The sequence below is a fragment of the Acetobacter papayae genome, assembly GCF_047721125.1.
GTDB classification, from domain to species: Bacteria; Pseudomonadota; Alphaproteobacteria; order Acetobacterales; family Acetobacteraceae; genus Acetobacter; species Acetobacter papayae.
This window is the reverse complement of the sequence record NZ_JBDNWF010000046.1, coordinates 1-17,464: the sequence shown is the minus strand read 5'-3', so window position 1 is coordinate 17,464 and position 17,464 is coordinate 1. Positions and strand designations below refer to the sequence as shown.

15 protein-coding genes and 1 pseudogene are annotated in these 17,464 nt (G+C 61.1%); 10 read left to right on the top strand and 6 right to left on the bottom strand.

What is annotated here, in order from left to right; genetic code table 11:
* Together ABF757_RS11265 and ABF757_RS11260 are read left to right on the top strand one after the other, a co-directional pair.
* A partial coding sequence (locus ABF757_RS11265) for a sensor histidine kinase (RefSeq protein ID WP_415482419.1) occupies window positions 1-1,148 on the top strand: 1,148 nt, incomplete at its 5' end.
* Window positions 1,141-2,571 (top strand): sulfotransferase family protein, encoded by a 1,431-nt coding sequence (locus ABF757_RS11260; RefSeq protein WP_415482418.1) that lies wholly within the window; start codon window positions 1,141-1,143, stop codon window positions 2,569-2,571. The genes ABF757_RS11265 and ABF757_RS11260, both read left to right, overlap by 8 nt.
* Window positions 2,572-2,603: 32 nt before the next feature.
* Here the strand turns inward: ABF757_RS11260 and ABF757_RS11255 are convergent, their stop codons facing one another.
* Window positions 2,604-2,996 (bottom strand): translation initiation inhibitor YjgF, encoded by a 393-nt coding sequence (locus ABF757_RS11255; protein WP_415482417.1) that lies wholly within the window; start codon window positions 2,994-2,996, stop codon window positions 2,604-2,606.
* A gap of 244 nt (window positions 2,997-3,240) precedes the next feature.
* On the opposite strand from ABF757_RS11255, the gene rapZ reads away from it, so the two are divergent.
* A complete protein-coding gene (gene rapZ, locus ABF757_RS11250) occupies window positions 3,241-4,224 on the top strand; it encodes an RNase adapter RapZ (protein ID WP_025860262.1) in 984 nt (327 codons plus the stop codon).
* 5 nt (window positions 4,225-4,229) lie between these two features.
* Here the strand turns inward: rapZ and ABF757_RS11245 are convergent, their stop codons facing one another.
* Together ABF757_RS11245 and ABF757_RS11240 are read right to left on the bottom strand one after the other, a co-directional pair.
* Window positions 4,230-5,237: a sulfate ABC transporter substrate-binding protein gene (locus ABF757_RS11245; protein WP_415482421.1), complete on the bottom strand. Its 1,008-nt coding sequence runs from the start codon at window positions 5,235-5,237 to the stop codon at window positions 4,230-4,232.
* Between the two features lie 158 nt (window positions 5,238-5,395).
* Window positions 5,396-6,004 (bottom strand): YqgE/AlgH family protein, encoded by a 609-nt coding sequence (locus ABF757_RS11240; protein WP_025860264.1) that lies wholly within the window; start codon window positions 6,002-6,004, stop codon window positions 5,396-5,398.
* Between the two features lie 124 nt (window positions 6,005-6,128).
* On the opposite strand from ABF757_RS11240, the gene ABF757_RS11235 reads away from it, so the two are divergent.
* A complete protein-coding gene (locus tag ABF757_RS11235; protein ID WP_025860265.1) occupies window positions 6,129-7,049 on the top strand; it encodes a polyphosphate kinase 2 family protein in 921 nt (306 codons plus the stop codon).
* A gap of 37 nt (window positions 7,050-7,086) precedes the next feature.
* On the top strand, window positions 7,087-7,608 hold the full coding sequence (locus tag ABF757_RS11230) for a hypothetical protein (protein WP_415482420.1): 522 nt from the start codon (window positions 7,087-7,089) through the stop codon (window positions 7,606-7,608).
* Between the two features lie 74 nt (window positions 7,609-7,682).
* Here ABF757_RS11230 and clpA read toward each other — a convergent pair whose 3' ends face one another.
* On the bottom strand, window positions 7,683-10,025 hold the full coding sequence (clpA, locus tag ABF757_RS11225) for an ATP-dependent Clp protease ATP-binding subunit ClpA (protein WP_415482415.1): 2,343 nt from the start codon (window positions 10,023-10,025) through the stop codon (window positions 7,683-7,685).
* A 208-nt stretch (window positions 10,026-10,233) separates the two neighbouring features.
* On the bottom strand, window positions 10,234-10,611 hold the full coding sequence (gene clpS, locus ABF757_RS11220; RefSeq protein ID WP_025860267.1) for an ATP-dependent Clp protease adapter ClpS: 378 nt from the start codon (window positions 10,609-10,611) through the stop codon (window positions 10,234-10,236).
* A gap of 365 nt (window positions 10,612-10,976) precedes the next feature.
* Between clpS and ABF757_RS11215 the strand changes: the two genes are divergently transcribed.
* The 3 genes from ABF757_RS11215 to ggt all read left to right on the top strand — a co-directional run bounded on the left by ABF757_RS11215 (window position 10,977) and on the right by ggt (window position 15,026).
* A complete protein-coding gene (locus ABF757_RS11215; RefSeq protein WP_051542944.1) occupies window positions 10,977-12,083 on the top strand; it encodes a D-alanyl-D-alanine carboxypeptidase family protein in 1,107 nt (368 codons plus the stop codon).
* Window positions 12,084-12,321: 238 nt separating this feature from the next.
* Window positions 12,322-13,122, top strand: a complete 801-nt coding sequence (gene map / locus ABF757_RS11210; RefSeq protein ID WP_025860269.1) for a type I methionyl aminopeptidase — start codon at window positions 12,322-12,324, stop codon at window positions 13,120-13,122.
* 2 nt (window positions 13,123-13,124) lie between these two features.
* Window positions 13,125-15,026 carry a gamma-glutamyltransferase gene (gene ggt, locus ABF757_RS11205; protein WP_415482413.1) on the top strand — a complete coding sequence of 634 codons (1,902 nt, stop codon included), beginning with the start codon at window positions 13,125-13,127 and terminating at the stop codon, window positions 15,024-15,026.
* Between the two features lie 6 nt (window positions 15,027-15,032).
* Here the strand turns inward: ggt and ABF757_RS11200 are convergent, their stop codons facing one another.
* Window positions 15,033-16,094, bottom strand: coding sequence for a lysine-2,3-aminomutase-like protein (locus tag ABF757_RS11200; RefSeq protein WP_415482412.1), 1,062 nt, complete (start codon window positions 16,092-16,094; stop codon window positions 15,033-15,035).
* Window positions 16,095-16,114: 20 nt separating this feature from the next.
* On the opposite strand from ABF757_RS11200, the gene epmA reads away from it, so the two are divergent.
* Together epmA and ABF757_RS11190 are read left to right on the top strand one after the other, a co-directional pair.
* On the top strand, window positions 16,115-17,134 hold the full coding sequence (gene epmA / locus ABF757_RS11195; protein ID WP_415482411.1) for an EF-P lysine aminoacylase EpmA: 1,020 nt from the start codon (window positions 16,115-16,117) through the stop codon (window positions 17,132-17,134).
* Window positions 17,135-17,213: 79 nt separating this feature from the next.
* Window positions 17,214-17,464 (top strand): annotated as a pseudogene (locus tag ABF757_RS11190) (hypothetical protein); the annotation flags it as partial.

Here is a 17,464-nt window from a genome sequence, read left to right as displayed (position 1 = left end):
CCACAAGAAGGCCCGCGCCCGAAATCCCGCCCTATATCCGCCGCACGGCACAGGGCCGCCTGCTGATTACAGTGGCCGAACCGGTCGTGCATGATGGCTGGACGGTGGGTGTGGTGCAGCTCACCCGCATGGCCTGGCAGGTGGACCGCTCGCTGTTTACCATCCGCTCCACCATTCTCTCGCTGTTTCTTATGGCACTGGTGCTGACGGTTCTGCTGTCGTGGTATCTGTCGCTCACCATCGCGCGGCCTCTCCTGCGCCTTGCGGCCTCGGCTCAGGTCATGCGCGATACGACAGGGCGCACCGGCACCGTGCCCGCCCGCCTACTCGCACGGCGAGATGAAATTGGCGACCTCGCACGCGCTCTGCAGGCCAGCGCGCAGGCCTTGTGGAAACGCATGGACGCGATCGAGCGCTTTGCCGCCGATGTCAGCCACGAAATCAAAAACCCGCTCTCCTCCATCCGCTCCGCCATCGAAACCCTGCTCAGGATCGAGGATCTGAACCAGCAACGCCGCCTACTGACCATCATTAACGCCGATGTGCGCCGCCTTGACCGGCTGATTACCGATATTTCGGACGCCAGCCGTCTGGATGCCGAAATGTCACGCGCCAAGGCCGCACCCGTGGAAATAGCGCCGCTTCTGGGTGTGCTGGCGGAAATTCATCAGGCCACCCGGCAGGAGGGGCAGCCTATCATCGTCACCAACATCACGCAGGAAGTGCCCGATCACCCACTCTGTGTTCTGGCGGTGGAAGACCGGCTGGTGCAGGTTCTGCGCAACCTGATCGGCAACGCCATTTCGTTCTCGCCCCCCAATGGCCGCATCGTGCTGAGCGCTGCCGAAACCGGCAAAATGGTGAGCATTTCCGTGGCCGATGAAGGGCCGGGCATTCCGCAGGCCAAGCTCGATTCCATTTTTGACCGCTTCTATTCCGAACGCCCGAAAGATGAGAATTTCGGCCAGCATTCGGGGCTTGGCCTATCCATCAGCCGCCAGATCATTGAAGCCCTGCACGGCACGATCAATGTGGAAAACCTGCTCGACCGACAGGGCTCCGTTACCGGCGCGTGTTTCACCATCCTGCTGCCCCGCGCAACACCACTGCCACGCCCACCCAAGGGCTCCGCACCACGCCGTGACTGACACCACCACCCAGCAGAGCCCGGCCCGCGAACAGGCTCCCGCCATCCCCCCCGATGTGGAGCATGCGCGCCAGCAGGTTGAAGACCTGGTTGGCCAGAACCGCATAGACGAGGCCATAGCCTGTTATCGCGCCGTGCTGGTACGGCACCCCAACCTTGGTGCGGTGCATGCCGCAATCGGCGCACTGCTACGCAAGCAGGGCCACCACCAGCAGGCCCTGCACGCACTGGAACAGGCCCACAGCCTGATGCCGCACGAACCTTCGCTCAATACCTGTCTGGCCGTGGTGCTACAGGAAATGGGCCGGATTGATGAGGCTACCGCACAGTTCCGCCGGGCCATTGCTTTGGCGCCGGACGAACCTTCGCACTATCTCGGCCTTGTGCGCTTACAAAGCCTGACGGCTGATGATCCGGCTCTGGCGGCCCTGCGCCAGCTTGCCGCACAGGAATCCCTCTTCAACCCGTCACGGCAGGCCAGCCTGCATTTCGCACTCGGCAAGGCCCTGAGCGATACCGGCGCACCGCAAGACGGGTTCAGCCATTTTCTACGCGCAAACGCCCTGCGCCGGGCCAGCCTGTCTTATGATGAAAATGCCATGCTCGGGGCCATGCGCCGTGTCAGCCAGCATTTTACCACCGCCGCCATGGAAGCGCTGCCCCAAACAGGCCACCCGTCAACCCAGCCGGTCTTCATTGTGGGCATGCCGCGCTCGGGCTCAACGCTGGTAGAGCAGATTCTCGCCAGCCACCCGGATGCTTACGGCGCGGGAGAGGTCAGCACGCTGGCCGATACCCTCAAGGATGCCGCCCAACGCTGCCCCGCATGGAAAAACCCCATGCCCTTTGCTCAGTTGAGTGAGGCGGAGTGTCTGGCCACTGCCGAGGATTACCTGAACCGGATGAACGCTCAGGCCGTGGACTGGACCGGGCCGGAACCGCCCCTGCGGATGATCAACAAGATGCTGGATAATTTTGCCCATATCGGGCTTATCCACCAGCTATGGCCGCGGGCACGGATTATCCATACCATGCGCGACCCGATCGATACCTGCCTGTCTTGCTTTTCGATCCCGTTCGATCATCTCGATTTCGCGTTCGATCTGGGAGAACTGGGCCGTTACTACCGGCAGTATAGCGCCCTGATGGCCCATTGGGAGCGCACACTCCCACCGGATACGATCCTGAACGTGCGGTATGAAGATCTCGTGCAGGATCTGCCGCATCAGGCCCAGCGGATTATCGCCTATTGCGACCTACCCTGGAACCCGGACTGCCTGCGTTTTCATGAAAGCCGCCGGATTGTGCGCACGTCCAGTCTGGCGCAGGTACGCACACCACTTTATCGCTCGGCCCTGCGCCGCTGGCGCCCCGATAACGAGACCCTGCGCCCGCTACTGGAAGGGTTAGGCGGCCTAGCCTGAACCCTTGGCTTATGATGCCCTTTGTAAGGCTATCAGGCGAACTCGTGTTCCATTTCATCCACCCGCTGCACGCTCAGCGAGCAGGTAATGGCCGGACCGCGTGTACGACCGGTATCCTTGAGCCACATGAAGCTCATGGAGGGTGAGGTAGTGGGAAAAAACTGCCTGAAAACCGGCAGGCACGACATCAGGCCATCCGGGTCGGCAAGGGTGCAGGCAAAATGCGTGACATCGCGCATGGCCAGCCCCTCTTCCGCCAGCAGTTCGGCACCCTGTTCCAGAGCAAGGCGGCACTGCTCCACCACGTCCTGCCCCTGACAATCCGTTGCCCTCAGGCCGCTGCATGTCAGCCCACCCTGAGTATGCTGGACACGGGGCCTATGCGCACCCTTTGTCCTGCCCTGCGTATTTTTGCTATTCGTCATCACGGGCTGAGGATGTAAGCCAGCCTTGATCTAACGGCAAATTTTTCTTTTTTTTAATGAGTCAGATAGTGTCCCGATCGGGTAACGAATGTGATCAAGTGATAGCTGACCTGATCACAATCTTCTCTCGAAACATGAAAAACCACGGTAGAATGGTTAACGTGGTTTCCTGCATGATAAGAAACCAAACACGCATATGCCCAACTGCTGCGTACCGGGTTATAATTCAAAGGAATGCCAACCGATGAATACGGCGGATGACACATCAGCCCCGCGCCGTATCCTGCTGGTTTCCGGTCTTTCCGGAGCAGGAAAATCATCCATTCTGCGGATTCTCGAAGACCTCGACCATGAGGTGATCGACAATCCGCCTTTAGGCATGCTCGATGAGATTGTTGCCCGTGCGGAGCGCCCTGTGGCCATTGGCGTGGACTCGCGCACCCGCGGGTTTGATGCCCGCGCCGTGCTGGACGCCATGAGCAGGCTCCGGCTCAACCCACAGCTACGGGTAGAGCTGATTTACGCCACGGCGGAAGAAAACGTGCTGCTGCGCCGTTACACCGCCACTCGCAGGCGGCACCCGCTGGCCCCTCATGGCAGCATTTCAGAGGGAATCGAGGCTGAAATCGCCCTCACGGCCCCCCTGCGCGCTGCGGCCGACCTTGTGATCGACACCACTGACATGCCGCCGCCTGAACTGCGCCGCTTTGTGGAAAGCCGTTTCAGCCCGTGGGAAGGCGAAGGCGGCGAAGGGCTGACCGTCTCTCTGATGTCCTTTGCCTACCCTGCGGGTCTGCCGCGCGAGGCGGATATCGTGCTGGATGCGCGCTTTCTGCGTAACCCACATTACGTGCCGGAGCTGGCCCCCAAAACCGGGCTGGATGCCGATGTAGCCGAGTATGTGGCCGCAGACCCGGATTACGCGCCGTTTCTCCTGCAGATCCACGCCATGCTGCGTCTGGTGCTGCCGCGCTTTGTGCAGGAAGGCAAAAAATACGCCACCATCGCCATCGGCTGCTCGGGCGGGCGGCACCGCTCCGTTACCATTGTTGAAGCACTGGCCCTGCGGCTGGCAGCCCCAGATGGCATGGGGGCTTACGAGGGCTCTGGCCACTGGCCTATTATGATCATGCACCGTGAACTCGCCCGACTGGGGCTGAACACATGGCGCTGGGCCAGAAAGCCGGTGGAAACTTTCAAGGCCGATACAGCAACCCTTTCAGCCTGATCCCCTCAGCCTGCGGTTATCTGATCGAACAGGCCGCCAGAGACGAAGTGCTTCTTCTGCGCAGCACCCCAGCCCCCAAGGCTTGCAATGTCAAACAGAGGCACATCCGTAAAGTGCTCCCTATTGGCCGCAAGGCAGGCCGCATCCACCGGGCGGAAGTAATGCCGCGCGCCAATGGTCTGCCCTTCAGGGGTAAACAGGTAGCGCAGATAAGCCTCTGCCACAGCGCGCGTGCCATGCCGTTCGACATTACGATCCACCACCGCCACAGGCGGCTCAGCCAGAATGCTCAGTGAGGGTACGATAATCTCGAAATGTCCGGGGGCGAGTTGCAGGCTGGCCAGCAGGGCCTCGTTTTCCCATGCCAGCAGCACATCGCCAAAGCCGCGCTGCACAAAGGTGTTGGTCGCCCCACGCGCCCCGGTATCGAGCACCGGCACATGGCGAAACAACGCCTGCATATAGGCCCGCGCCGCAGCCTCCGACCCGCCAGAGCGGCGCAATGCCGCCCCCCAGGCCGCCATGTAGTTCCAGCGCGCCCCACCGGATGTGCGGGGGTTGGGGGTCACAACCCGCACCCCCGGTCGCACGAGGTCCGGCCAGTCATGGATACCCAGCGGATTGCCCCTGCGCACCAGAAAAACAATGGTGCTGGTATAGGGCACCGCCCCGTGTGGCAGGCGGGTGCGCCAATCGGCGCTGATCAGACCATATTGCGTCAGCAGGTCTATATCGCGCGACAGGCCAAGGCTTACGATATCAGCGGGCACACCTTCGAGCACCGAGCGAGCCTGTGCGCCAGACCCGCCATTGGAGGTGCGCACCACCAGTGCATCGCCAGAAGGAGCCGTTTTTTCCCAACCGGCAACAAAAGCCCGGCTGATATCCGCATACAACCCACGTGTGGGGTCGTAGGAGACATTGAGCAGGGAATGCGCCTGCTCATGCCCGCCCCCTTCCGATACGGGTTGCGAAACGCCTCCCGCACCGGCCAGCGCCGCCGAAGACAGCATAACGCCCGAAGCCGCCCCTGCCCCTGACACGGCCGTACGCCACAGGAACCCGCGCCGTGATAGGGTGACAGACACGCTCAACTCTCCTTCCCGCCTACGGGAAACACACCGCCGACGCAGCACAACGCCTTAAAAAACTTACAAAAACAATACCCTGTTCAGGCATGCCCTGTCTGCGCGCTCAAGCGCGCGGGATCAATGCGGATAGAGGCCAGAGCGCGCCGCCATTTGGCTGTCTGGTCAGTCCCGAACACCAGATCGCGCGTGGCAGGCACAACCAGCCACGCATCATGATGCAGGATTTCCTGCTCAAGCTGCCCAGCGGCCCAACCCGCATGGCCCATGGCCAGCAGCGCATCCTTCGGCCCCTGCCCCGCCGCAATCTCGCGCAGCACGTCCATGCTGGCCGTGAGCGTGACATTGCCGGTAACCGTCATGCTTTCCTCTCCACTCCAGTCGGAGGAATGCAGCACGAGGCCATGCCCTTCATCTAGCGGGCCGCCCGCGCACAGGCCTATGCGCCGTCTGGGCGGCACGGGGCCGATCTCAAGCTGTTCAAGCAGTTCATCCAGATCAGGGCGCGGCAGGCGGCGATTGACCACAAGCCCCATAGCGCCCCCTTCCGTGCTGTGGGCACACACATAGATGACCGATTGTGCAAACGGGGTATCACCCAGCATGGGTGTCGCGACAAGCAGGGCACCGCTGAGGGACACGCCCTCTTCCAGTGCAAGGCCCAGACTCAGGATGGAAGGCAGGGAAACCATCAGGAAAATATGAGGTGTTCCACGCTTTTGACAAGACCATCATCGCGGCCCACAACAGATTGACTGTCGCGCCAGACACGGTACGGCCCTTCCGAACCAGAGGCACCCTTGCATGAGTAATCCCCTGAACAACCTGAACCGCTTTCTTGAAACACTGGACAGCTACCAGGTGACGGACGGCAAAACTTTCGATCTGGAGCATTTCAGCCCGGATGATGACGGCGGGCTGGGACTGGACAAGGAACACGGCAAGGCCCTGCTGGCAGCCGTAAAAACCCGCCTGCAGGAACTGCAGGAACTGCTTTACGCCAACCAAACGCGCTCGCTGCTGATTGTCCTGCAGGGCATGGACACGGCGGGCAAGGACGGCACCATCAAGCACGTCATGTCCGGGGTGAACCCGCAGGGCGTAAGCGTGACCTCTTTCAAACAGCCCGGCCCGTCCGAGCTGCTACATGGCTTTCTGTGGCGCATCCATCTGGCTGCCCCTCAGGCAGGGCGAATTGTCGTGTTCAACCGCAGCCATTACGAGGATGTGCTGGTCACACGCGTCCACCCCGAATTGCTGGAAAACGAACACCTGCCCGGTGAAACCAACACGCCGGCTTTCTGGCAGGGCCGCTATAGCGACATCCGCCATCTGGAGCATTATCTGAGCCGTCAGGGTACGGTGGTGCTGAAATTCTTCCTGCATATCTCGCGTGAGGAGCAGCGCAAACGCCTGCTCGCCCGGCTTGATATTCCGGACAAACGCTGGAAATTCTCGACCGCCGACCTGCGTGAACGCGAATTCTGGAACGAATACAAATCCGCGTATCAGGATGCCATTGCCGGAACGGCCCGCGAGCACGCGCCATGGACCATCGTTCCCGCCAACCAGAAATGGTACGCCCGCCTGGTGGTCATCGGCACTATTATCCGCGCCCTGCATAACCTGAACCAGACCATGCCTGACCCCTCGCCAGAAATCACCCGCCAGCTCGACAACTACCGTGACAGCCTGCTGAATGAAGAAACCCCTCCCAAGAACAAAAAAAAATCCTGATCACTCCATACCCGACGACTCCATGAAGGCCGCCCCCATGCTCTCCATTCCGTTCCGCCCTCTGCTGGCGGGCCTTGCCCTTACCGTCTGCCTGCCCGTTATGGGCATGCCTCATGCGCAGGCCCGCGAAGGCTGGTACAATCGCCAGCAGGACCGCACGGCCCCGCCCACACAGGTATCCGCCACCTGTGACAACGCAGGCTTTCTGGTGGCGCAAAGGAATTTTGAGCAAGGGGGTGGCCCCAAGGGCGATGTGCCGGTGCATATCTGCGGCACGGTGCTCACTCTGGCACCACACGCAAAAAAAACACGAAGCGGCCTGCACGGCTATTTCTATGTGGCGGTCACCCCCACCATTTCCATCCGCATTGTCACCAATCTGGATGAAATGCACACCCCGGCCTGGCCATGGGTGGCCAAAGGCGACCATGTGGACGTTGTCGGGCGCTATTATTACGATTCGTACAGGCGTCAGGGCATCGATTGGACGCACCGTGGCACCGGACGTTCATGGGGAGTACCGGGCTCTGTCACGGTTAACGGCACCCGTTACGACTGAATTCCGCACATAAAAAAACGGCTGACCAGCCTTACAAGCCAGTCAGCCGCCTTTACTCCAGTGGCAACCAGCCCTTAGCCGGTTGCTTCTTCCTCACGCTCGCTGCCGCGTTCGTCCTCGCCGCCGGATGGTGAAGCGACACTGCTTTCCACAATATCGAACACCAGTTCGCCATTGCGCAGGCCGATCTTGACCGCACCACCCTTGGTCAGACGGCCGAACAGCAGTTCTTCCGCCAGCGGTTTCTTGATCGACTCCTGAATGACCCGGCCCATGGGGCGTGCGCCATACAGGCGGTCGTATCCCCGCTCAACCAGCCATTCCTTGGCGGCGGAAGACAGTTCAATGGTCACGTTACGGTCTGCAAGCTGAGCTTCAAGTTGCAGCACGAACTTCTCGACCACCTGCCCCACAATTTCCGGTGTCAGATGCGCGAAGGGAATGATCGCATCAAGACGGTTACGGAACTCAGGGGTGAACAGGCGCTTGATCGCCTCTTCATCCTCGCCTTCACGCACAGTGCGGCCAAAACCAACGGCCTCCTTATTCAGATCGGATGCCCCGGCATTGGTGGTCATGATCAGGATGACATTACGGAAATCGACCGTCTTGCCGTTATGATCAGTCAGTTTGCCGTTATCCATCACCTGCAGCAGCACGTTGTACAGGTCGGGATGCGCCTTTTCGATTTCATCAAGCAGCAGCACAGCATGTGGATGCTGGTCGATGGCGTCGGTCAGCAGCCCCCCCTGATCAAACCCGACATAGCCGGGCGGTGCGCCCAGCAGCCGCGAGACCGAATGCCGCTCCATGTATTCCGACATATCGAAGCGGATCAGTTCGATCCCCAACGCTGTGGCGAGCTGACGGGCCACCTCTGTCTTACCCACGCCTGTCGGCCCGGAGAAGAGGTAGTTGCCAATCGGCTTTTCGGGTTCACGCAGCCCGGCCCGCGCCAGCTTGATAGCAGCGGACAGCGCATCGATAGCCCGATCCTGCCCGAACACCATGCCTTTGAGATCGCGCTCAAGGCTACGTAGCACTTCCTTGTCATCCGCCGAAATGCTCTTGGGCGGAATGCGCGCAATACGGGCGATGATGTCTTCCACATCCTTCAGGTTCACCGTCTTGCGGCGGCGGCCTTCGGGTTGAAGCATGCGCGAAGCCCCGACCTCATCAATCACGTCGATAGCCTTGTCAGGCAGTTTACGGTCGTGAATGTATTTGGCCGAAAGCTCGACAGCCCCCCGGATTGCCTCGTCCGTATAGCGCACCTTATGGTGTTTTTCGTAACTTCCCTTGAGACCGCGCAGGATTTTCACCGCATCGTCGATAGTTGGCTCGGGCACGTCGATCTTCTGGAAGCGCCGCACAAGCGCGCGGTCCTTCTCGAAATGCTGACGGAACTCCTTGTAGGTTGTCGAACCGATGCAGCGCAGCGTGCCTGCCGCGAGTGCGGGCTTGAGCAGGTTGGAGGCATCCATGGCCCCGCCCGATGTCGCACCAGCCCCGATAACGGTGTGGATTTCGTCAATGAACAGGATCGCATGCGGGTCCTGATCAAGCTCCGTCACCACCGCTTTCAGGCGTTCCTCGAAATCACCCCGGTAGCGGGTGCCAGCCAGCAGGGCACCCATATCCAGCGAATAGATGGTGGACTGCAACAGCACCTCAGGCACGTTGCCTTCCACAATGCGCCGGGCCAGCCCTTCGGCAATAGCGGTCTTGCCCACACCCGGATCGCCCACATAAAGCGGGTTGTTCTTGGTCCGGCGGCACAGGATCTGGATCGTGCGTTCGATTTCGGTATCCCGCCCGATCAGCGGGTCCACCTTGCCTGCCAGCGCCTTGTCATTGAGGTTGACGCAGTAGGTTGAGAGCGCGTCCTGACTTTTCTGGCTCTTGCTTTCGCTGCGTTCAGGTTCCTCTGCCTTGTCCGCACCCGGCCCCGTGCCGCTGATCGGCCTGCGGGTGGAGCGGTCAGGGGCTTTGGCAATACCGTGAGAGAGGAAATTGACCGCATCCAGCCGGGTCATGTCCTGCAGTTGCAGGAAATACACCGCATGGCTTTCGCGCTCGGCAAACAACGCTACCAGAACGTTGGCGCCAGTCACTTCGTCCCGCCCGGTGGACTGAACATGAATGGCCGCACGCTGGATAACGCGCTGGAAAGCAGCTGTGGGCTTGGGCTCCGTAGGACGGTCCGCCGCCAGACCCGCCAGATCCTTGTCGAGAAAACCCGTCAGATCGGTTCTCAAGCGCTCGAGATCAACGCCGCAGGCCCGGAACACCGTAACGGCGTCCGAATCGTCCACCAGGGCCAGAAGCAGATGCTCGAGCGTTGCATATTCATGATGCCGGTCACCGGCCAGAATAAGCGCCCGATGCAACGTCTGCTCAAGATTGCGTGACAACATGACGAGACGCTCCTTTCGAGGATCTTCCCCCTGTGGCCAATGCAGTAAAGCGCCACAAAGGTAGAAGCCCTTTCTACATATTTGGCTGCTTCAGCCAGAAATGCGAGTCATAAGCGCATAAAAATTGTCACAACTGTTTTTTTCTCGTGGATTTTCAACACCCGCCCCCCAAAACAGCCGCGCCGCACACGGGGTTTTCAAGGCAGGTTCAGTCTTTTTCGATCGTGCACTGCAAGGGGTGCTGGTTCTGCCGCGCCAGATCCATAACCTGCGAAACCTTGGTTTCCGCCACCTCGTAGGTAAACACACCACACACCCCTACACCGCGCCGGTGCACGTTGAGCATGATGTCGGTCGCTTCCTCACGGTTTTTCTGAAAAAACCGCTCAAGCACGTACACCACGAATTCCATCGGGGTGTAGTCGTCGTTGAGCATCAGAACCTTGTACATCGCGGGCTTACGGGTTTTGGGCTTGGCCCGTACCACCACGCCCACATCCGCATCATTACCGTCCGACTCCAGTCCGCCATCGCGCCGGGAGGGTCCGTTGCCCGTATGCAGAACAGGATAACGCGACGAAAGCATGGCGAAGACACTCCGGAACCCGGTTGCAAGAATGGGGCCTGTTTTTCCGCATCAGGCAGGAAAAAACAAGGTTACTCCCCCGCTGCCGCCGGATTCGGCGGCCCCTTCCCTACAGTCAACTGTCAGGTATGGGTGTGCTTGTGCCACACGGGGCATGGCGCTGTCATGATCAAACTACCCCACCCGCCCCCTGCCGCCGCATTGCAGGGCTCTGGATTATTTTCGTTTTTACAAGCGCGCTCTTGCGATTCCACGCGCCAGGCGGAATACTAGGCAATGGAAATGGGGCGGGGGTAGCGTTGGCACAGAAACGGATGTCCAAACGGGCAAGACAGCGGCAGACCGCACTCCCTGCGGCCCATGCCATGACAGGCACCACAACACGGCAGAACACGCGGCGCGGCACATGGCTGGCCGGGCTGGCGGCCCTTGTTCTGGGCGGCGTAACGGGTGGCGGCACGGCACACGCACAGTACGCCCACCAGATCAGCTCTATCGTGGTGGATGCCCGCACGGGCGATGTCCTTTCCCAGACCAACCCTGACCTGCGTCGCTACCCTGCCAGCCTTACCAAGCTGATGACGCTCTACATGACTTTCAGCGCCCTGCGCGCGGGTGTGATCACCCCCGATCAGCAAGTGCCGGTGTCGATCCACGCGTCCACCATGGAGCCTTCCAAGCTGGGGCTGGTGCCGGGTTCGCGCCTGACCGTGGAAGAAGCCATTCTTGCCCTTGTCACCAAATCCGCTAATGACGCCGCCTGCGCTCTGGGCGAGTTGATAGGCAGTGGCAGTGAGCCGCAATTCGCGCTGATGATGACCCGTCAGGCTCAGGCACTGGGCATGAAGGATACCACCTTCCGCAACGCTTCCGGCCTACCCAATAGTGAGCAGCTTACCACCGCGCGCGACCTTGCCACCCTCGGGCGCAGGCTCATTGCCGATTTCCCTGAATATTATCACTATTTCTCCACGCCGAGCTTCCGCTTCCACCAGCGTGTCATTCCCAACCATAACCCCATGCTCAAGGTCTATGCCGGGGCAGAAGGCATGAAGACCGGCTACACGCAGGAAGCAGGCCATAACCTCGTAACCTCCGCCATGCGCGACAATGTCCGGCTTGTCGGGGTTGTGCTGGGCTCTGCCAGCAACTCGCAGCGTACCCAACTCATGGCCAGCCAACTTGACCGGGGTTTTGACACCGAGGGCGTAGCCCCTGTCGAGCGTCCGCTGGTGCTGGCCCGCGCCAGCACGCACCGCTCCGTCACGCGGGAGCATCGCGTAATTGCCATGGCGGGTGCAACGCATCACCGAGCTCTTGAAGTGGCCGAAGCGGCAAGCGCGCATGTGCGCCGGGGCCGCCCCACGGTGGCGCATGATCACCGCGTGCGGCTTATTGGTGCCAAGGTGCATACCATTTCCACACACACGCACCCGATCCACCACGCTACGCGCTCACGCAGCCGCACCTGAAGCCATGGCAGGCGGGCATTGGCCCGCCTAACGCTGCTTGCTGAAAAAACGGGCTGATCAAGCTGGGAAAATTCCTTTGCGCCTCAGCCGAGCTCTTCCACACTATAGATTGAACAGCCGCCCCAAAGGCATGGCAGCCTGACGGCAGGCAAAAGCGGGTTGCCATAGCGGGCCAGTATCTTCATCTTTGCCGCCTTGTATCGACCCGCATCGTGGCGGACACAGCAAAGAGGCAGACATGGCAGGCAGAGCCGGAATCATTATCCACACAGAAGAAGACTTCATCGGGCTGCGCGAGGCAGGCCGCCTCGCTGCCGAAACACTGGATATGATCACCGATTATGTCAGGCCCGGCGTCACCACCGGAGAGCTGGACCGGATCATTCATGAATACACACTGGCCCATGGTGCCGTGCCGGGGCCGCTGAACTATCGTGGCTACCCCAAATCCTGCTGTATTTCGGTCAATCATGTTGTCTGCCATGGCATTCCGGGCGAACGCCCGCTGATAGAAGGCGATATCGTCAATATTGACGTCACCCCCAAGCTCAATGGCTGGTTTGGCGATACCAGCCGCATGTATTCCGTGGGCAAGGTTTCCATCAAAGCCACCAAGCTGGTGGACACCACCTATGAATGCCTTATGCGCGGGATTGAAGTTGTAAAGCCGGGCGCAACGCTGGGCGATATCGGCCACGCGATCCAGAGCCACGCGGAAAAGCACCGCTACTCCATCGTGACCGATTTCTGCGGCCATGGCATTGGCCGCACCTTCCATGCCGAGCCCAATGTGCTGCACTATGGCAAGCCCGGCACGGGGCTCAAGCTCAAGGCGGGTATGGTGTTCACCATCGAGCCCATGCTCAATATCGGCAAACCCGATGTTAAAATTCTGGAAGACGAATGGACAGCCGTCACGCGCGACCGTTCCCTGTCTGCCCAGTTCGAGCATATGCTGGCCGTTACTGAAACCGGTTACGAGATTTTCACCCTCTCTCCCGCAGGTTACACGCACCCGCCCTACACCCCGAAAGGATAAGCATGACACTGCCCGCGTCCGCCCCCATGGGGCCTGCCTCTCTGGCCTCTGCCCGCAAGGGGGGTGCCCGCGGGCCTCTGCTTCGCACCTGTGCCGCTGTCTTCATGCTGGTGGCTACCCTGCCCACAGGGGTGCCCTTTACCGCCACCCCGGCGGTGGCCCAGTCCGTTACAACCTCCGTAACGCCCTCTGCCACTCCGCTGGCCAGCACGGACCCGCTGGCCTATGCCGGTGGCGAACCCGACCGCCTGCCCACCCTCGCCCCTGTATGGGGTGCACATGGCATGGTGGTGTCCGCCCAGAAGCTGGCCTCCGAAGCGGGTGAGCGCATTCTCGCACAAGGTGGCAACGCGGCCGATGCCGCCGTGGCCATGGGTTATGCGCTGGCCGTGGTGTATCCGGCGGCGGGCAATCTGGGTGGTGGTGGCTTCATGCTGTTGCGCCCACCGGGCCAGAAAACCGTCTTCCTCGATTTCCGTGAAAAAGCGCCGCTGGCCGCGCGCGCCAACATGTATCTGGACAGCAAGGGGCAGGTCATACCCGATCTGTCCGTGCTGGGCTGGAAGGCCGTGGCCGTACCCGGCACGGTCGCGGGGCTTGAAACGGTGCGCCAGCGCTGGGGCCATCTGTCGCGTCAGGCGGATATGGAACCCGCCATCGAACTGGCCCGCAACGGCTTTGTGCTGGAAACAGGCGATGTGGAACTGCTCCACACCGCCACTAGTGGTTTTGAAAAAGACCCCTATGCCCGCACCATTTTCCTACGCCCTGACGGCACGCCCCTACAGGCTGGCGACCGACTGGTGCAGACCCATCTGGCCCACACGCTCGAACAGATCGCCCATGGGGGGACAGATGCGTTTTACCGTGGCCCTATCGCGCAGGAACTGGTGCGCGTCTCGCGCCTGAATGGTGGTATTCTGCAAAACGAGGATTTTGCCCGCTACACCCCGCGCGAACTGCCGCCACTAAGCTGCACCTACAGGGGGTTTCTGGTGGAAACGGCTCCCCCGCCCAGTGCTGGCGGTGTTGCTCTGTGCGAAATGCTCGAAATCCTGTCTGGCTATGACATGCACGCGCTGGGCCTGCACACTGCCCCTGCCCTGCAGCGCGAAATCGAAGCCATGCGCCACGCCTATTCAGACCGGCGCAATCTGGGCGACCCCGCTTTTGTCCATAACCCGATCAGCCACCTGCTCAACCCGGCCTATATCAATGCTGTAAGAGCGGCCATTCCCACTGACCGGGCCGTGCCCTCCGCCGACCTTCAGGCGGGAGTGGCCATGCCGGAAAAACCCCAGACAACGCATTACTCCATCATTGACCGCAATGGCTTTGCCGTTTCCACCACCTATACGCTCAATGGCTGGTTCGGCGCGAAGGTAGTCGGAGGCGAGACCGGCATTGTCATGAATGACGAGATGGATGATTTTTCCATCAAGCCCGGTACACCCAACATGTTCGGCATTCCCGGCAGCCGCGCCAATGCCATTGCACCGGGCAAAACGCCGCTTTCCTCCATGTCGCCCACCATTCTCTCGCGCAATGGCGCACCGGTTATGGTGATTGGCAGCCCCGGTGGCTCGCGTATTCCCACCATTGTTCTGTCTGTGGTGCTGGGCGTGGTGGATTACGGGCTGGATATTCAAAAGGCCATAGATCTGCCCCGCCTGCATGAGCAGTGGATACCTGAAACGGTGGAAGTGGAATCCGGCGCGGTCAGCCCGGATGTTGCTCATACGCTTGAGCAGGAAGGCTACCGCTTTGCCCCGCATGCACCATGGGGCATTCCCGAAGGGATACTGGTAGGCGCTCCCTCCCTTGGGGCGACCGACGCGAAAGCGGGCTATTACGGCGGGTATGACCGCCGCCACCCCGGTGGTGCGGCTGTAGGCGTGCCGTAAGCGCGCCTATAAGCGCTCCAGCCTGTGTGTGCGGCCTGAAGGGTCGCGCACCTGTGCGGCCCCCTGCACATAATCCGGACCAAGCGGCACCTTGCCGTAGCCACCGGGAATATCCAGCACATAAAGCGGCCAGGCCAGCCCCGTTACCCGGCCACGCAACCCGGCCAGTAAACGGCGCCCCTCCTCGGCTGGCACATGAAAGCGGGCCGTGCCGGGGGCAGGGTCAAGCTGGTGCAGGTAATACGGGCGCATGCGGTTTTCCACCATGCCCCTGAACAGCGCCTCCAGCGCCTGTTCACTGTCATTGACGCCGCGCAGCAGCACGGATTGCCCCAGCAACGGAATACCCCGCCGCACAATCCGCCGCAGGCAGGGACGCGCCGCCTCGGAAAGCTCGCGCGCATGATTGACATGCACGGCCATCCACATGGCCTTGTCCGTTTCCAGCGCATCAAGCATGGCATCGGTTACACGCTCGGGGGCAGCCACCGGCACGCGGGTATGCACACGAATGGTCGTGACATGCTCCATGGCCGATAGCGCCGCCACAATCTCACCCAGCCGCCGGGCGGAAAGCATGAGCGGGTCGCCCCCGGTCAGGATCACTTCACGAATCTGCGGATGCGTGCGCAGCCAGTCCAGGGCGCCGGCCAGTGCGGCCTCGTCCAGCACACCGCCATCGGGGCCAACATGCTCACGCCGGAAACAGAAGCGACAGTAAAGCGGGCAAACCAGAAGCGGCTTGAGCAACGCCCTGTCGGCATAGCGGTGCACAATACCCGGCACGGGAGACAAGGCATCATCCCCAATCGGGTCAGACCGCTCCGCCGGTGCCACGAACAGTTCATCAGGCGTGGGAATGACCTGCAGGCCAATCGGATCATCTGGCTGTTCGATCAGGGCGGCAAAGGCGGGAGGAATGGCCGTGGCGTATTGCCCGGCCACCGCCAGCAGGTCCGCCCGCGCCGAGGCAGGCACCAGACCAGCGCCAATCAGGTCATCAGGCGTGCGGAGCGTGCGCGCAGTTACCGGACCGGGCACGGATGAGGGCTTGACCGAAGAAGACATGCTGCGGCTCTACTCTTCCCATGTCTGTCTTAGCAACCACTGATATGCACGCGCCAGATCCGCTCCACCTGCGCGACCGCCTGCCCTACCTTGTCCGGCGTGGGCTGATAACCCGCACCATACGCGCTTTTCTGGAGGCGCGTGGCTGCATGGAGGTGGAAACCCCCTGCGCCGTACCCGTGCCCGGTGAGGAGGTACACCTGCTGCCTTTCAGCACCGAGCAGGAAACACCTCAGGGGGAAAAACAGCCCCTGTTCCTGCACACCAGCCCCGAATTTGCGATGAAACGGATTGTCGCAGCCACCGGGCTTTCGGTGTTCCAGTTTGCCCGCGTCTGGCGCAATGGCGAAGGCAGCGCCCTGCATGCGCCTGAATTCACCATGCTCGAATGGTATCGCCCCCATATGGCCCTGAGCGGACTGATGGATGAAACTGAGCTCCTGCTGAAAGCAGCGCTCCCCCCCACGCTCACTTACGCCAACACCACGCTGGACCTGAGCTTACCCTTTGAGCGCCTGAGCATGCAGGAGGCCTTTGCACGCCATGCGGGTGTGGACCTGCTACCAACCGAGGGTGATGCACAGGCACTGGCCAAAGCCGCCGCATGCCCTCTGCGAGCAGATGAAAGCTGGGAAGACCTGTTTTTTCGCCTACTGCTCGAACGGGTGGAACCCGCTATCGGGCGTGAACGTCCGACTTTTCTGACCCACTGGCCTGCCAGTCAGGCAGCCCTTGCCCGCACCGACCCGCAAGACCCCCGCGTGGCCCTGCGCTTCGAGCTGTATGCGGCTGGTATGGAACTGGCAAACGCGTTCGAGGAACTGACAGACGCTACCGAGCAGCGCACGCGCTTCGAGCAGGATCGCGCCCGCCGCAATGCCCTCTACCCCGAACGCAAGGACTGGCCGGTGGATGAAAACCTGCTGGCTGCCCTGCCCCACATGCCCCCCTGCTCGGGCATTGCACTGGGCTTTGATCGGCTGGTGATGCTGGCCTGCGGTGCCAGACGTATACAGGATGTCTTGTGGATGGGTAACTAGTCTGCAACATTTGTACCATCGCGGCGTTTTTGTTCACACGGCCCTGCCCCGGCCTTCACCTTTTCAGGACCCTTCGTTCATGACCCATGCCAGAACACCAAAGCGGGTGGGAAAAACACTGCTGGTCGCACTGCTTGCCCTGAGCGCGTGCGAAGTGCCCTCCAAAAAGGAGCGCCTGCTGCTGGATTCCATGATCGGCCATCCGGCAACGGACGTGGTGCGGAGTTTTGGCGTGCCCACCCGGCAGTTCACGACGGATAACCACCTGTTCCTTGCCTACATTACCCAACAGACCGACTACACCATGCCCATGGGCGGATGGGGCTGGGG